We start from the raw sequence: 14953 nt of genomic DNA on the forward strand, positions 1-14953 counted from the left end.
AAGTGGAGATAAAATTTGATTTTTCTCGCATTTTAAAGGATACATTTTTTTTAATATTATCTTCTATTATAAGCAAAGCCTTTACATTTTTTTTTATAATATTTGCCGTCCGGACCCTTAAGGCAGAGAATTTCGGCATTTATGGGTTAATCCTTTCCATATTGGCAATCTTTACCATTATTTCAGATTTCGGCCTTCAATCCCTGACAATCCGTGAAGTCTCGCGCGATAAAAATTCAGCTTCTCAATACCTGTCCCACAATTTGATTTTAAAGATAGTTCTGGTTTTTTTATCATATCTTGGACTCTATTTTTTTGTGATTATTTCTAATTACCCTTCCCAGGTTAAAAATCTGATTTTGATAGCAGGATTTGGCTTTGTTGCTGATTCTTTCCGAAATACCTTTAATGCATATTTTTTTATATATGAAAGAACAGACATATTGTCGTTTTTTAATGTTTTTGGCTCATTTATGAATGCAGTATCCGGGATTATTGTTTTAATTTTGGGGTTTGGATTAAAAGGGATAATAATACAAACTGTCTTAATGAACTGGCTCCTTTTTATAGTGGTTTTTTTAATTGTGATAAAAAAATTTGTAAGGTTTGAATTTAAAATCAAATATGATTTTGTTAAAAAAGTGATAAAAGGTGCTTTCCCTTTTGCCATGTTAACGATTTTATCCGTTATTTATTTCAAAATAGATACAGTTCTGCTTTCAATGTTCCAGAATGCCCGGGCTGTCGGCATTTATTCAGCCCCATACAAATTAGTAGAAGTTTTAATGTTTATTCCTGCAAGCTTAGCCGGGGTGCTGTTTCCTTTTGTATCATATTTTTCCATAAATTCATCAGAGAATCTTTTAAAAAGCTATCAATATTCTGTAAAAATTTTATTAATAATTATTTTGCCTGTTGCAATAATTACGATTATTTTCGGAGAACAAATCGTTCTCCTGGCGCTTGGAAACGAGTTTACAGACTCGGGTTTTCCTTTAAAAATTCTTATGCTGGCATTAATAATTATATTTATTAATGCACCGGCAGGAAATATTATCTATAATTCAAATTATTTATATTCGTTTATTAAATGGGCAGGTTTGAATACACTTCTTAATTTTATATTAAATTTGATTTTTATTCCTGCATATAGTTATAACGGCGCGGCATTTGTTACGCTTATTACAGAAATGACCGGCGCCGCCATTAATTTCTATTTTTTGAAAAAGATATTTGTTTAATATGAAACTTTCAATAATTATTGTTAATTGGAACACCGGAAATTTATTGAGAAACTGCCTGAGATCCATTTACGAAAATTACGGCCCGGCGGATTTTGAAGTTATAGTTGTTGATAATGATTCTAAAGACGGAAGCCCCAGGATGGTGGGAAAAGATTTCCCTGAAATTAAACTGATTAAAAACAAAGAGAACATGGGTTTCTCAAAGGCGAATAACCAGGCGATAGAAATATGCAGGGGAGATTACGTACTTATTTTAAATCCCGATATAATTATTAAAAAAAATGCGATAGAAAACATGCTGGAATTTTTAAATGTTAATAACGATGCCGGTGCAGCAGGCGCCAAATTCCTTAACCCTGATGGAAGTGTTCAAAAAGCGGGGTATTACCGGAGGTCTCCGTCCATAATTCAAATACTTTTATTTTATACAATACTTAACAGAATATTCAGGCATTTCCCGGGAATATGTTCCCGTTACTGGGAGAATGACGATATGGATAACCGGCACGAGGTTGACCAGATTCCGGGTGCCTGCGTTCTGGTTAAAAGAGAGGTCCTCGAAAAAACAGGAGGATTTGACGAGGATTATTTTATATGGTATGAGGATGTTGACTGGTGTTTCAGGATAAAAAGGGCCGGGTGGAAATTATATTATTGCCATGATGCTGAAATGGTGCATTATGGCGGGCAGAGTTTCATAAATGTCAATTCGGGTGAAAAAATTATTCTGTTTTATGCGGGCTTATTAAAATATTTTCAAAAGAACCATTCAAAAACAGATTATTTTCTGGCACGTTCAATAATTACCGTAAATTTTTTGATTGTCAATACAGCCCAGATATTAATGTATCCTTTTGCGGCAAAAAAACGCGGGATTTGGCGGGACAATATTTCCGCGCGCTGGAGATTTATAAAAAATGCATAGAAACATTTTTAAAAATCGGTTTGATAATAAAAAAAACAAATGGCTGACATTGATTTTATTATTGTATTTTGTTCTTGCAATAAATTATGCTTTAAACGTTCCAATATTTGAAGCGCCGGACGAGCCGGACCATTTTGCGCATATAAAATATTTGGTAAATAATAAACGGCTGCCGTTTTTAAACGTAAAAACGGCAGATGAGCCTGCCACAGCGATACATCCGCCGCTTTATTACTTTTTGAGCGCCATTATTTATGCCCCGTTCCAGGTTTTTGATCATCCGGTTGAGGTTATTCCCAATGAAAAATTCAGTTTAAAAAGCAGAAATAAATTTTTTCACGGTGAGGAAAAAATAATAAACCATATACCGTTTTATATTATAAGGTTGTTTTCCATTATGCTGGGAATGGGGACAATTATTTTCGGGTGGAAAATCGCGGCAGAATTTTTTAGGGAGAATCATTATCTCGTTAATTTATCCGCCGCTCTAATCGCTTTTATTCCACAGTTTGTTTATGTCAGCAGTGTTATCAACAGCGACAACCTGGCGAATTTTATTTCTACAATTGCTTTTTGGATTTTAATAAAAGTGGCCCAAAAAGAATATAATAGGAAAATTTATGTTGTTTTTTTGGGGATTTTGACGGGACTGGCGGCTATTACAAAATTTACAGTCCTGTTTTTAATCCCTTTTTCAGTTATTGTTTTTTATATTATAAAAAACAATAAAAAGGAGTTTTACGGTAATGTCATAATTATTTTTGTCCTTGTCATTGTTGTTTCCGGCTGGTACTATCTTAGAAACTACTTGATATACGGTTTTGCTTTGGGAGGGAATTTTGTGATAAAAAGAAGTATTTTCTCTTCGTATTTTATAAAACCTTTTGCGAATATCATGCTTCTTTCTTTTTTTGGGCTTTTTGGCTGGATGAGTATACTTATGGGCAAACTTGTCTATTGTTTTTATATATTATTTTATGGATTTGGTTTTTTCACATCATTAGGATTCATTTTTAAAAATTCATCATTAACAGAAAAACATCCTGACATGAAAGTCTTAAATTGGATTTTGTTTTTAAGTATTATATTAAGTTTGGCGTCTAATATAAGATATAATATGAATAGCGATGATTACCAGGGGAGGCATATGCTTCCGATTATTGCCCCTTTTGCGGTTTTAACGGTCCAGGGATTTTATTATATATTTTTTTGGTTCAAAGGAAAATATCTTATAAATCTATCGGAAAAAATAAAAACAATTTTTATTGTTGTGTTGATATTTGTCTTAGCGTATTTAAATATTTTTGTTGTTAATACCTACATTAAGCAGAGTTTTGCCGGGGCATTTATATGATTTCGATAATTATTGTGACATGGAATTCCGGAGAGCATTTATTTTCATGTTTGAAATCGGTTAAAAGCCAGACCGAAAAGGATTTAGAATTAGTTATTGTTGACAATAACTCAAGTGATTCGACAAAAGAAATAATAAAATCGTTTAAAACGGACATATTTATAGAAAATTCAAGCAACCTGGGGTTCGCAAGGGCAAATAACCAGGGTATCAGTGTCTCTAAGGGAGACTATATCCTGACATTAAATCCTGATGTGATCCTTGGCCCGCATTATTTAAAAAAAGTAAGAGAAGAAATTAAAAAAAAAGAAAAAACAGGTATGGTTTCAGGTATGCTGATAAGGCCCTCGGGGGTAATCGATTCACAGGGAATTTATCTAAGTAGCAGCAGGAGATTTTACGACATAGGGGAGGGGAGAGAATCTGGGACCCATCCAGGTTATGAACTGCTTGGCCCCTGTGCGGCGGCAGGTTTTTACAGCAGAAAAATGCTCGATGATATAAAAATCCCCCTTAGTCCCCCTTTTACAAAGGGGGAAATAGGGGGATTTGAATATTTTGATGAGGATTTTTTCGCTTATATTGAGGACGTGGATTTGGCCTGGCGCGCAAATATCCTGGGATGGAAAGCGGCTTATTGCCATGACGCGGTAGCAACGCATTTCAGGGGGGGGAGCCGCATTGATTCGCAGTGGAAGCAGTATCTTAGTTTTCGAAACCGTTATCTTATGATTATTAAAAATGAAAAGGTCACGCATTTAATGAGATACTTTTATCTTTTTATCTTATACGATTTAACCAGGGTGATATTTTTGTTTTTCAAAAATAAATATGTTACCGATGATAACCTGAAATTTTCAAATCTTTTAAAAAAGGCATGGAAGAAAAGAAAACTTATCCTGAAAAAACAGTTTCAATTATAATCATTAATTGGAATGGCGAGAAATATCTTCATGACTGTATTAAATCTGCCAGGTCGCAAAATTACGGGGTTTTTGAAATAATACTGGTTGATAACGCATCAAAAGATAATTCTTTATGTAGTTTACCCAAGGACGTTATTTTAATTAAAAATGATTCAAATAAAGGGTTTTGCGCGGCGGCCAACCAGGGAATTAAAACAGCTTCGGGGGAATTCATTATTTTATTAAATCAGGATATTATTCTTGACAGAAATTTTATTAAAAAGATTATTGATACTTTTACGGAAAATAAAAATACAGGAATGGTTTCAGGCAAAATATTAAGAATGGATAAAAAGACGATAGATTCAACCGGCCAGTTTATGAATTATTGGCTGAAACCAGTTGAAAGGGGATATAATAAGAAAGACTATGGGCAATTTGATAAAAAAACGGAAATATTTTCAGTCTGCGGGGCCGCGGCATGTTATCGGAGGGAGATGCTGGAAGATATAAAAATTGAAATAAAAACGCAAGTGGATGAAAAGCAGGATGAGTATTTCGATGAAAATTTTTTTGCATTTTATGAAGATATGGATTTAGGATGGAGGGCACAGTCAAGAGGATGGAGGGCATTCTATAATCCGGAAGCAATTGTGTATCACCAGAGAGGGGGGACGCAAAAGGGAAAACAGAGGTTCCAGATTTTAGGACGCTCTCCTGATTTACAGTTGAAGATTATAGCCAACAGGTATTTTATGATAATAAAAAATATTTCAAAAACGCATTTTTTGGTTTATTCACCGTTTTTGCTGATAAGAAGCACAATAGATTTACTGTTTATAATTTTTTATATTAAGAATTTTAAAAAAGTGCTGAATGAAATGATATTATTTAAGCCCGCATGGGAAAAGCGGGGTATAATTAAATCGAGAAAGTTGGTTTCTGATAAGATTATCCGGAAATTTATTGTTTGAAAAATATGAGCCTTATTTATTTGATAATATTTATATGTTCATTTTTGTTAGCCTTGTTTCTGACACCGTTTTTCAGGAATTTGGCACTTAGATTAAATATTTTAGATAATCCGGCGACAAATGCCCTGAAAACCCAGGATAAACCTGTGCCGTATCTTGGCGGGCTCGCTATCTATTTTTCCTTTATTATAGTTATTATCGGTGTGATAATGTTTTCCAGGCTTGAATTCAGCCCCGATATTGTGAGCATTATCATAGGAGGGACTGTAATCTGCCTCCTGGGGTTTATAGATGATATTTACAAATTGAGGCCTTTAATTAAATTTGTTTTTCAGTTTGTAGCCGCATTAATTCTCATATATTTTGATTTAAGGCTGAAAATATTTTTTTTGCCAAAAGCAGTAAATATTTTATTGACAATTTTATGGATTGTCGGAATTACAAACGCGTTTAACCTGATTGATATTATGGACGGGCTGTCCGGCGGTGTGGCTTTTATCGCGGGCATGACCTTTTTGTTTGTAGGGCTGCCCACTAACCAGATTTTTATTATTCTGTTTTCCTGCGCCCTCACAGGTTCAGTTATCGGATTTTTGCCGTATAATTTGAAGCCTGCTTCAATCTATATGGGAGATGCCGGGAGTCAATTCCTGGGATTTGTGCTTTCTGCGATAGCTATCGGTGAAAGTTATACTGCGGTAAACAATGCCGCACTTTTAAGCCCGATATTGATTCTTGGTATCCCGGTTTACGATACAATTCTTGTCTCAATACTGAGGATAAAACAGAAAAAAAGCCCTTTTTTGGGAAGCCCGGACCATTTTGCTTTAAGGCTGGAGGCACTGGGTATCGACAGGCAGTTTGTGGTCATTATAATTTATCTTTTGACCATTATACTGGGCCAGGCTTCCTATATTGCAACGCAGGTAAATCTTTACGGAGCTGTATTTACATATGCGTTAATTTGCCTTATGGCGGTGGTTTTCGGATGGAAACTGGGGAAGATAAAGATGGCGAGGGAAAAAACAGGTGAATGAACCAGTGGTAATTCTTGGGGCGGGACTGACCGGCCTTAGTACGGCATATCATTTGAACAAAGATTATCATATTTTTGAAAAAGAAAATGAGGTCGGGGGTCTTTGCCGGTCATATAGAGTTGATGGATTTACTTTCGACTATACAGGGCATCTTCTATTTTTAAAAAACCCGTTGATAAAAAAACTGGTTGTTGATTTAATAGGGGATAATTTAATCAAGCATCAAAGAAAATCGTGGGTTTATCTGAAAAATCAATTGATTAAGTTTCCATTCCAGGCAAATTTTGGTTCACTGCCGGACAGTATAGCAAAGGAATGCCTGGGTGATTTTATTTTCACGTATGGTTATAATCAGGGAAAAAATTATACTAACCTTTTGAAATGGCTGGAAAACAGGTTCGGCAAAGGATTGACGGGATGTTTTCTAAGGCCCTATAATCAAAAGATGTGGAAAGTCCCCCTATCCGGGATAACACTCGACTGGGTAGATAAGTTTATACCCCAGCCTGATTTAAATGAGGTTATTGATGGTGTGCTGGATATCGGTCAAAAAAGATACGGTTATAATACTGAGTTTTTTTATCCCAAAAAAGGCGGTATTTTTTCACTGCCCCTGGCGTTTAAAAAAGGTGTTAAAAATTTACATTTAGATGAGGAAGTTTCAGAAATATTTTTAGGAAAGAAATTAATACGCTTTAAATCAGGGAATGAAGTCTTATTTTCCAGGATTGTTTCAACGATCCCTCTGCCTGAACTCTTGGAAATCATTAAAGATATACCGGTTGAAATAAAATCAAAAGCCAAAGACTTGCAATATACTTCAGTTTATAACATAAACCTGGGTGTTGATAAAAAATGCGGCCCGGGTGTTCACTGGATTTACCTGCCGGAAAAAAGGTACCCATTTTACCGGTTTGGCTTTGGTTCAAAATTTTCAAAATTTATGGCTCCGGAAGGGAGGTCGTCAATTTATGTTGAAATTTCTTATTCTCCCGGCAAACCGTTTAATAAAAAAGGCATGTTGGCCAATACAATCGAAAAATTAACTGAACTTAAAGTAATTTCTAATAAAATCGATATTAACGTAGTGAAAATACTGGATATTAAATATGCGTATATTATCTATAACCTTGCAAGGCAGAGATATTTAAAGTCTATTTTGGATTATCTTGAATCCCAGGGTATTTTTTCATGCGGGAGATACGGCGCGTGGGAATATTCATCCATGAATGACGCAATTTATTGCGGGATGAACATAGCGAAAAAAATAAATGAAACCATGTAAAATAATTCAGATAGTTACTAAGCTGGAATTAGGCGGAGCACAGGTGATTGTGCTTGACCTGTGCAGGAAATTAATCGCGGAAAATATGGAGGTCATTTTAATCACAAATGACGAGGGGATACTTGTCCCCGACGCGAAAGCGATTAAAAATCTAAAGATATATTTTGTTCCCGAATTAGACAGGAAAATAAATATTAAAAAGGACATAAAGTGTTTAATTACGCTTAGCAAAATTTTGAAAAAAGAAAAACCTTATATAGTCCATACACATAGCTCAAAAGCTGGTATTTTAGGGAGGCTCGCGGCAAGGATTAATAAGGTGCCCATCGTTGTCCATACCATTCATGGATTTGCATTTAATGAGAGCCAGAATGCATTTTATAATAAATTTATTGTTTTTTTGGAAAGACTTTCCGCCCGTTGGGCCGACATTTTAATCGCAGTTTCTTATGATGTAATGTTAAAAGGCCAGCATAAAAATATCGGCAGGGAGGATCAATACAGGGTAATTTGTAACGGTGTTGATATTAGCTTGTTGAGAAATATAAAAATAGACAAAAATAATAAAATTAAAGAACTTAATCTTGATGCATCATTTCCAATAATAGGAATGATTGCCTGTTTAAAGCCGCAGAAATCCCCCCAGGATTTTGTTAAGGTGGCGGAGACGGTCCTTCAAAAAAATAAAAATGCGCAATTTATTTTGATAGGAGACGGTATTTTAAGAAATGAAGTCGAGATGTTAATAAATAATTATGAACTGGAAGATAATGTCCACCTTTTAGGATGGCGCAGGGACATTCCTGATCTTTTGTCCATTATGGATATTTTTGTTCTGACTTCTTTGTGGGAAGGGCTGCCTTTGACTGTTCTCGAGGCCATGACCTGTAAAAAGCCCGTAGTAGTGACTAATATCGACGGGAATAAGGATATCGTGATTGACGGGCAGAATGGTTTTTTGTGCGAACCGGGGAATATAAAACAAATGGCGGAAAAAATAATTTATTTGATCGAGAACCCTTATTATGCCGAAACTATGGGATTATCGGCCTACAGGTTTGTCCAGAACTTTGATAAAGAAAAAATGCTTGACGGGAACATTGAAATATATAAAAAATTGTCCAGGAAATCCTTGAATGAACAGGGTGTCCGGTAAACTTATTTAATTCTAATATTTTCTTGACAAAAACGGAATTTATGGTATAATTTTATTAAAATACAAAGAGGTATTAAAAGACATAGATGTCTTCCAGCGGGTTTTTTGCCTGCGGGAAGACTTTTTTTTTGGAACTATGGCGTTCCTTTTATCCGGTGATGGATTTAAGGGACGCCTTTTTTTTGGGGAGAAAATGAATTTTGAAAATATTGTGGAAAGAATTTCACCCACATTAAAAAATATTACATATAAACTTAACGGCCATTACACATTTTTTAACGATGATGACCTGTTCCAGGAATCGTTAATGCATCTCTGGCTGGAATACCAGGAAGGAAAATTGGACAATAAAACAGACAGCTATATTCTGCAGGGATGTTATTTCTATCTTAAAAATTACATACGTAAAGTAAACGCCGATACAAAGTTTGTAAGCCTTGAAGCTTTAATTGATGATGGAAATAAGGCAACGAGAGAAATATTGTCTTTGAAAGACAAACATTCTGAAGATGATTTTGATAATTTAAGCAACAAAATTTTAATTGAAAATATGATGAGAAGTTTCAGCAAGCGGGAAAGAGACATATTGACTTTAATAGCTAGGGGTTTTACAACAAGGGAAATAGGTGAGAAATTGAATGTGTCGCATGTCGCGGTCATAAAAGTAACGAATAAAATTAAAGAAAAATGCGGGAAATACGTTAAGGCCTGAAATTTCAAAATCCCGTGCCAGCCATTTTAATATGAATTTACAGATACTACGATTCTCCTAAAAATCCACGCAAAGTTATAGCTATAGTGAATAAAGGCAAAAAAAACAAAGACAAATAGACGAAAATAGTATAAAATATATTAAATAGAAAATAATAGCAGAGGCTCACAAATGACCTTTTTATCCAAAAGAAAAAATATTTATTCTTTTTTTATCCTCTTATTTATTCTCTTAAACTTCATGCCGGCCTGCACCAAAACTGCTATTAAATCAGAAATAAACAAGATGCCTGTAGAAATGCCTGTATTTAACGAGGTGCAGGAAAAAGAAAATAAGAAAGACCTCATTGAAAAATATAAAATTCTTATAAAAGAAATACAAAATACCAGGATTGAAAAAGAGAAAGTAATAGAACTGATCAATATGGATACTGATAAACGAAAAAGTGATGAAGAAAACAAAAAAATAGCCTATGCAAAAAACAGGGTTAAATATATTGACGAAGTATATATTACACAGTTAGAGGAGCTTAAGGACACGGCAAAAAAACTAAGATATTTAAATTATCCCGCGAAAGTAAAAATATCTCTTGGAAAATATGGAGAAGCGCAAAATGAATTGGAACTATCGAGAGATAAATTGGATTCAATAAAAAACAAGATAAAATCGTTCCTGACTGAATACTGGTCTGAAAAAGCTGACGAAAAACAGGCGATAGCGGCTGTAAATGAGGCGAAAAGTATTCAGAAGGAATATGATGTCCTCGTAAAAATTATTAAAATAACAGAAAAAGAACTTGAAGTGATGGAAAAAGAATATAAAAATACAGATTATTTAAAAGAATATTTATCAGAATCAAAAAAACTTCTCGAAGAATATGAAGAAATCAAAAGAGAAGCAATAATTTCTAAAAATAGATTAGACTCGGTGAATAAAGAAAAAGATATAAAGAATGAATATGATGCCCTGATAAAAATGATTAAAATAACAGAGAAAGAACTTAGAGAGAATGACCATTCGCAGGGGAAGACAAAACCTCTGGATTTTAAAACAGCAATAGATGAAAAGGAGAAAAAACTTCTGGAATATTATGAAGAGCTTCAGAAGGAAATATTAACCCCCAAAAATAAACTCGATGAAATAAGGAGAACAATAGACATTTACACGGCTAAAGAAAGAGTAGCCAGTATTCGCGGAAATTATAAGGAAGTCGATGAATATAGGATTATGGCGGAAAAAACCGGGAGTGAGGCAAAAAAAAGCCAGAAAGAATATGATGCCCTGTTAAGAAAGATCAATAAAATCGAAAAAGAACTCAGAAATAAAGAATATTTAAAAGAAATTTTATCAGAAGCAAAAATGCTTTATGGAAAATATGAAAAGGCTGAAAATGAAAATGAGATCGCGAGAGACAAATTAAATAAATTAAACGAACAAACAAATATTGATTTAAGTTATAGGGCATCTATGGTTAAAAGCTGGTCTGAATTAATGGATAAATATGAGGGGAAAGGTGAAGCCGATAAAGAGGAGATAGAAAACATCAGGAATAGATATTATGTCTCAGCAAAGGAACTTAAAATATTAGAGAAAGAACTTGGGGATATGGGATATCCTGGAAAAATGCTATCAAGACCAGATATAAAAAAGCTTATCGAAATATACAGGGATATTAGAAAAGAAGTAAAGGCTGTAAAAAATGAAATGGACGGAATAAACAGACAAATAAATATTTATTTGTCAGGACAGGGAGCGGCGGAAATTCAACCGGATCCGGAAAAGGATAAGGTTGAGGCAATTAAAAATTCGGCAAAAGATCTTCAGGAGAAATATGATGGCCGGGTAAAGGAATTTTGGAAAATAAAAAAGGAACTTAGCAGTTCCGGTTTATCCCCGGAAGATAAAAATATTTTAGAAAGATGGATGGCGGCAGAAGAGGATAAAGTAAGACTTCTTGAAAGTTCTAAAAGAATTCAAAATGAAATAAAAACTCTTAAAAATAAAATGGATGAAATAAATGAAAAAATAAATTTTTACGCAGCTAAAGAAAGAGCAGTTGTTATTCGCAAAGACCAGGAAAATGCTGATGAATATAAAGAGGAGAAGGAATTTTTCATCAGCCAGGGGAAATGCATTCAGGAAGAATATGATAAATTAGCAGAAAAGATCAAACCAATTGAAATAAAACTCGAAATAATAGAAAGAATAATCAGGGCAATAGAAAAAAAACTTGGTTACCAGGATGGAAAATCGACAAAATTTGGAACAACGGAGTTTCTGGAGAGATATAAAATGGTTCTAAAAGAAATAAAAGTTACAGGAGATGAACTGGGCAGAACAAGCAGACAGATATATGTTTATTCGCCGGGACAGGGAGCAGAAGATATTAAGAAAAGTTTGGAAAAAGATAAAGTGCAAATTGAGGTAATTAAAAAGACGGCAGAAGGCCTTCAGGAAAGATATAATGACCTGTCAAAAGAACTTTGGGAAATAAAAAAAGAACTTGGTTATTCTGATTGTTTAAGGATAAATGAAAATATTTTAGAAATGGAAATAACTGAGGAAGAGAAAAATGAAAGGCTTTTTGAAATATATGAAGGGTTCCAAAGTGAAATGAAAGCTTCCGAAGAGGAAAGATACCAATTGGATATAATACAAGCAGAGGGAATGATCTATTCGGATCTGCAAAGGACAGCAAAGTATGGTAACAATCCGGAATCAGCCGAGGAATATAAGAGAAAGGCTAAAGCAGCCAGGGCTGAGAAAAGATGGCTCCAGAGAAAATATGACAATTTAAAAAAAGAACTCGAAATAATAAAAAAAGAATTTCAATAATAAGACGGGAATAATAACAGTAATTTAAAAAATAATGCACAAAATTCACTAAATATGGTATAATCAATGAAAATTTTTTTAGGGGGATGGACATGAAAAATACAATCAAAATTAAAAAGATAACGGCGGGAATTATCTTATTCCTTGCTATGTTATTATCTCCGGGTGCGGTGAAGGCTGACACAATAACAACGTTTTACGCGATCACTCCCGCCGGAGGCTCCGATTCTCTTATTGGTTTCCAGCTTGATTCCATCAATAACGGGATAATCGAAGTTACAACGAATGTCCCGCTTACGCTGAACGGCGCAGCGCCCAACATTTTTACAAATTCACTTTCATTCAGCCCGTCGGGAGAATTATACGCATGGAGTTCAAGAAGCACGGTCCCTGACCCGCTGACCGGGGAGTTTACAGGCCAGCTTTACACGATAGACAGGTTTACGGGAGAGATTACATTGATAGGCGACGGAGGAGAACCTTACTGGATGAACGGCATGGCTTTTGATTCCGACGGGAAACTCTGGGGGATTGAAAATAACTTATACTCAATAGATACCGCGACAGGCGCAAGGACAAAGGTCAGCAATAATTCTATAGGCAGCGGGCACCGCGGATTAGCTTACGATTTTTCGAATGATGAATTATACGCGTGGACCGGTTTCACGAACATAGCCGACCAGGTACTTAAAATAGACAGGGCTACCGGTGCCGCTGTGAATGTGCCGATAAATTTTAACCTTCAGATGGAAAGGGTGGGGACGGAATTTGACCCTGTTACCGGTAATCTGATAGGTTTGAGGGACGGCAACCTCATATACAGCGTGAATCTTGGCACGGGAAACGCCGAATATCTTGGAAAACTTTATCTGAATGGAAGCGATAATATCCAGGCCAACGGCCTTACGGTCCTGCAAACGCATGTGACTGTCCCGGAACCCTCAACAATGATATTGCTCGGAAGTTTATTACTGGGCGCGAGTGTTTTCAGCAGAAAGAAAAGGACATAGCGATAGAATAATTGAACAACCGGTTACCGGAACGGTTAAAATTTTACTTGTATAATCAGAAGCACATAGATGTGTAGAAAAATACAAAGGCGTCCCGATGAAATATCGGGATGCCTTTTTTTTAAATGAATTACCCCGATGTTCATCGGGGTTCAATTCGCACTATCATCCTGATACATCGGGATGATGTACTCATTGAAGACAGGGGTGTCTTTTTTGTTCCATGAAGAGGAAAAAAATGACACCCTTTTTGTTTTTGAAACAGCTTCTGCTAAAAAATGGAGGTAAAAATGAGACAAATTGCGATTTACGGAAAAGGCGGTATCGGTAAGTCCACAACCACGCAGAATACGGTCGCGGCGCTTGCTGAGATGGGAAAAAAAGTTATGGTTGTCGGCTGCGATCCTAAAGCGGACTCCACAAGGCTTCTTTTAAACGGCCTGGTGCAAAAGACGGTGCTGGATACTTTAAGAGAAGAAGGGGATGACGTGGAACTTGATAAAGTGCTGAAACCGGGTTACGGAAAAGTCCTGTGTGTGGAATCCGGTGGGCCGGAACCCGGGGTAGGCTGCGCGGGCCGGGGAATAATAACGGCTATTAATCTTCTGGAAAGCCTGGGGGCGTATACCGACGACCTTGATTTTGTTTTTTACGATGTTCTCGGAGATGTAGTCTGCGGTGGATTCGCGATGCCAATTCGTGAAGGAAAAGCTAAGGAAATATATATTGTGGCTTCAGGAGAGATGATGGCGATGTATGCCGCTAATAATATTTGCAAGGGTATAAAAAAGTTTACAGCGGGAGGAGCGCGTTTGGGCGGGATAATATGCAATTCCAGAAAAGTGGATAATGAACTGGAAATGTTAACCGCTTTTGCCAAAAAACTTGGAACACAGTTAATACAATTTGTCCCGAGAGATAATGTCGTACAGAGGGCGGAAATAAACAAAAAGACCGTTATTGATTATAACCCGGCTGAAAAGCAGGCTGACGCGTACAGGGGCCTTGCCAGGAATATTACTGATAACAAAAGTTTTGTTGTTCCAAACCCGATGAGCGGAGACGAACTTGAAGCGCTTTTGATGGAATACGGACTAACCGGGATATAGTAAATTATCAGAAATATTAAAAAATAAAAATAAGGAGGATAATTAGTATGTCAAAGATGGTAATGATACGTTCAATTGTAAGGCCTGAAAAAGTTAATAAAATAATGGGTGAATTATATGAAGCGGGCTTTCCCGCTGTAACAAAGATTGATGTAGTGGGACGCGGAAAACAGCGGGGGATAAAGGTCGGAGATGTCGTTTATGACGAATTGTCAAAAGAAATGCTTTTAATGATCGTTGATGAAAAAGACAAGGAGTTCATAATAAACATAATAATAAAAAACGCGAAAACGGGGGAAGGTGCTTTCGGTGACGGGAAGATCTTTGTCAGCCCTGTGGATGAAATTTACACAATAAGCACAGGGGTGAAAGAATATCCGGAAGAAAATCAATAATATAAGTCTCAT

13 protein-coding genes are annotated in these 14953 nt (G+C 35.7%); all 13 read left to right on the forward strand.

Features of this window, described 5'->3' with window-relative positions:
* Positions 1–2: 2 nt before the first annotated feature.
* The 13 genes from AB1498_12000 to AB1498_12060 all read left to right on the forward strand — a co-directional run bounded on the left by AB1498_12000 (position 3) and on the right by AB1498_12060 (position 14941).
* Positions 3–1241: a flippase gene (locus AB1498_12000; protein ID MEW6089014.1), complete on the forward strand. Its 1239-nt coding sequence runs from the start codon at positions 3–5 to the stop codon at positions 1239–1241.
* Position 1242: 1 nt separating this feature from the next.
* Entirely contained in the window at positions 1243–2169 is a 927-nt protein-coding gene (locus tag AB1498_12005; protein MEW6089015.1) for a glycosyltransferase family 2 protein, read from the forward strand.
* Positions 2162–3523, forward strand: a complete 1362-nt coding sequence (locus tag AB1498_12010; GenBank protein MEW6089016.1) for a hypothetical protein — start codon at positions 2162–2164, stop codon at positions 3521–3523. The genes AB1498_12005 and AB1498_12010 overlap by 8 nt, the downstream gene beginning before the upstream one ends.
* Entirely contained in the window at positions 3520–4446 is a 927-nt protein-coding gene (locus AB1498_12015; protein ID MEW6089017.1) for a glycosyltransferase family 2 protein, read from the forward strand. The genes AB1498_12010 and AB1498_12015 overlap by 4 nt, the downstream gene beginning before the upstream one ends.
* Positions 4401–5402 (forward strand): glycosyltransferase family 2 protein, encoded by a 1002-nt coding sequence (locus tag AB1498_12020; protein MEW6089018.1) that lies wholly within the window; start codon positions 4401–4403, stop codon positions 5400–5402. The genes AB1498_12015 and AB1498_12020 overlap by 46 nt, the downstream gene beginning before the upstream one ends.
* Before the next feature lie 5 nt (positions 5403–5407).
* Positions 5408–6439, forward strand: coding sequence for an MraY family glycosyltransferase (locus AB1498_12025; GenBank protein MEW6089019.1), 1032 nt, complete (start codon positions 5408–5410; stop codon positions 6437–6439).
* Positions 6432–7724 carry an FAD-dependent oxidoreductase gene (locus AB1498_12030; protein MEW6089020.1) on the forward strand — a complete coding sequence of 431 codons (1293 nt, stop codon included), beginning with the start codon at positions 6432–6434 and terminating at the stop codon, positions 7722–7724. The genes AB1498_12025 and AB1498_12030 overlap by 8 nt, the downstream gene beginning before the upstream one ends.
* On the forward strand, positions 7711–8880 hold the full coding sequence (locus AB1498_12035; protein MEW6089021.1) for a glycosyltransferase family 4 protein: 1170 nt from the start codon (positions 7711–7713) through the stop codon (positions 8878–8880). The genes AB1498_12030 and AB1498_12035 overlap by 14 nt, the downstream gene beginning before the upstream one ends.
* Positions 8881–9073: 193 nt before the next feature.
* Positions 9074–9592, forward strand: a complete 519-nt coding sequence (locus tag AB1498_12040; GenBank protein MEW6089022.1) for a sigma-70 family RNA polymerase sigma factor — start codon at positions 9074–9076, stop codon at positions 9590–9592.
* 285 nt (positions 9593–9877) lie between these two features.
* Positions 9878–12427 carry a hypothetical protein gene (locus AB1498_12045; GenBank protein MEW6089023.1) on the forward strand — a complete coding sequence of 850 codons (2550 nt, stop codon included), beginning with the start codon at positions 9878–9880 and terminating at the stop codon, positions 12425–12427.
* Between the two features lie 92 nt (positions 12428–12519).
* Positions 12520–13437 (forward strand): PEP-CTERM sorting domain-containing protein, encoded by a 918-nt coding sequence (locus AB1498_12050; protein MEW6089024.1) that lies wholly within the window; start codon positions 12520–12522, stop codon positions 13435–13437.
* 290 nt (positions 13438–13727) lie between these two features.
* Positions 13728–14546, forward strand: a complete 819-nt coding sequence (gene nifH, locus AB1498_12055) for a nitrogenase iron protein (protein MEW6089025.1) — start codon at positions 13728–13730, stop codon at positions 14544–14546.
* A 56-nt stretch (positions 14547–14602) separates the two neighbouring features.
* Positions 14603–14941, forward strand: a complete 339-nt coding sequence (locus AB1498_12060) for a P-II family nitrogen regulator (GenBank protein MEW6089026.1) — start codon at positions 14603–14605, stop codon at positions 14939–14941.
* Positions 14942–14953: the final 12 nt, after the last annotated feature.

The sequence above is a fragment of the bacterium genome (assembly GCA_040754625.1).
GTDB lineage: Bacteria > JACRDZ01 > JAQUKH01 > JAQUKH01 > JAQUKH01 > JAQUKH01.

Bases quoted from the DNA above. Each gene is read 5' to 3' on its own strand.
- AB1498_12005 (MEW6089015.1), top strand. From the start codon at position 1,243: ATGAAACTTTCAATAATTATTGTTAATTGGAACACCGGAAATTTATTG.
- AB1498_12010 (MEW6089016.1), top strand. From the start codon at position 2,162: ATGCATAGAAACATTTTTAAAAATCGGTTTGATAATAAAAAAAACAAA.
- AB1498_12015 (MEW6089017.1), top strand. From the start codon at position 3,520: ATGATTTCGATAATTATTGTGACATGGAATTCCGGAGAGCATTTATTT.
- AB1498_12020 (MEW6089018.1), top strand. From the start codon at position 4,401: ATGGAAGAAAAGAAAACTTATCCTGAAAAAACAGTTTCAATTATAATC.
- AB1498_12025 (MEW6089019.1), top strand. From the start codon at position 5,408: ATGAGCCTTATTTATTTGATAATATTTATATGTTCATTTTTGTTAGCC.
- AB1498_12035 (MEW6089021.1), top strand. From the start codon at position 7,711: ATGAAACCATGTAAAATAATTCAGATAGTTACTAAGCTGGAATTAGGC.
- AB1498_12040 (MEW6089022.1), top strand. From the start codon at position 9,074: ATGAATTTTGAAAATATTGTGGAAAGAATTTCACCCACATTAAAAAAT.
- AB1498_12045 (MEW6089023.1), top strand. From the start codon at position 9,878: ATGCCTGTAGAAATGCCTGTATTTAACGAGGTGCAGGAAAAAGAAAAT.
- AB1498_12050 (MEW6089024.1), top strand. From the start codon at position 12,520: ATGAAAAATACAATCAAAATTAAAAAGATAACGGCGGGAATTATCTTA.
- nifH (MEW6089025.1), top strand. From the start codon at position 13,728: ATGAGACAAATTGCGATTTACGGAAAAGGCGGTATCGGTAAGTCCACA.
- AB1498_12060 (MEW6089026.1), top strand. From the start codon at position 14,603: ATGGTAATGATACGTTCAATTGTAAGGCCTGAAAAAGTTAATAAAATA.